At 60.0% G+C, this 904-nt stretch carries 1 protein-coding gene; it reads left to right on the top strand.

Features of this window, described 5'->3' with window-relative positions; all coding sequences use genetic code 11:
- A partial coding sequence (locus ACESTR_RS16255; protein ID WP_373179457.1) for a DUF4116 domain-containing protein occupies positions 1-904 on the top strand: 904 nt, incomplete at both ends.

Here is a 904-nt window from a genome sequence, read left to right as displayed (position 1 = left end):
CGGCCGTGAAGCGCAACGGTCTGGTGCTGGAGGCCGTCCCCGGGGAATTGAGGACGCCGCAAATATGCCGTGCGGCGTTGAAAGCGGTGGACAGTGCCGATTACAAGATACTCCCTTACATTCCGTATCCCGATATATGCCTGGAAGGGCTGAAAAAATTCGGGATGTCGTTCGTGGACAAGTTCGAGATTTTCGCCTCCATTGCCCCGGAGGTCATGACCGGGGAACTGGCCCTTCACGGCGTGGGGATGGACGCGTCCTGCCTTTCGCTCGTGCCGGTGGAACTGCGCACGGAGGCAGTCTGCCTGCGTGCCGTCAGCGGGGACGGCATCCTGCTCCATGAAGTGCCGGAGGAATTACGCACGGAACGGGTCTGCGAGGCCGCCGTGTCCTCGAACTACCTGGCACTGGAGTACGTTCCGAAACATCTGAAAACCGACCGTCTGTGCGGGATGGCGCTGGAGCGCGATCCCCTGGCCATCCGCTTTTTCAACCCCGAACAGCTCACGCCGGAGGTCTGCAACCGGGCGTTGGCCCGTACCGACGACCTGCGTGTCCTCCGCTATATCCCCTTCGAGGAGATACACCTGAAAGTGTTGGGGTTCTATTGCACGAATTACGATAAGACCTTCGATTTTTTGGAGAACATGAACCCCTGGTTCCTCACGCCGAGGGTGGCCCGGGAAATTTTCGCCCTGGAGCCGGAGCTGTTCTACAACCTTCCCGACCACGCCAAGAACGAGGAGATGTGCCGCCGGGCCGTCTGGCACGACGGGAGCTACCTGCAATATGTCCCCGAGAAGTGGAAAACGCCGGAGTTGTGCATGGAGGCCATACGGCGCAGTCCCTATGCCATCGCCCACCTGCCCGAGAGCATGAAAAGCCCGGATCTATACATGAGCCT

It is taken from the genome of Alistipes sp. DJF_B185 (genome assembly GCF_964250025.1).
GTDB classification, from domain to species: domain Bacteria; phylum Bacteroidota; class Bacteroidia; order Bacteroidales; family Rikenellaceae; genus Alistipes; species Alistipes finegoldii.
The sequence above is the reverse complement of the archived record's forward strand: the minus strand, read 5'-3'. Positions and strand labels throughout refer to the sequence as shown.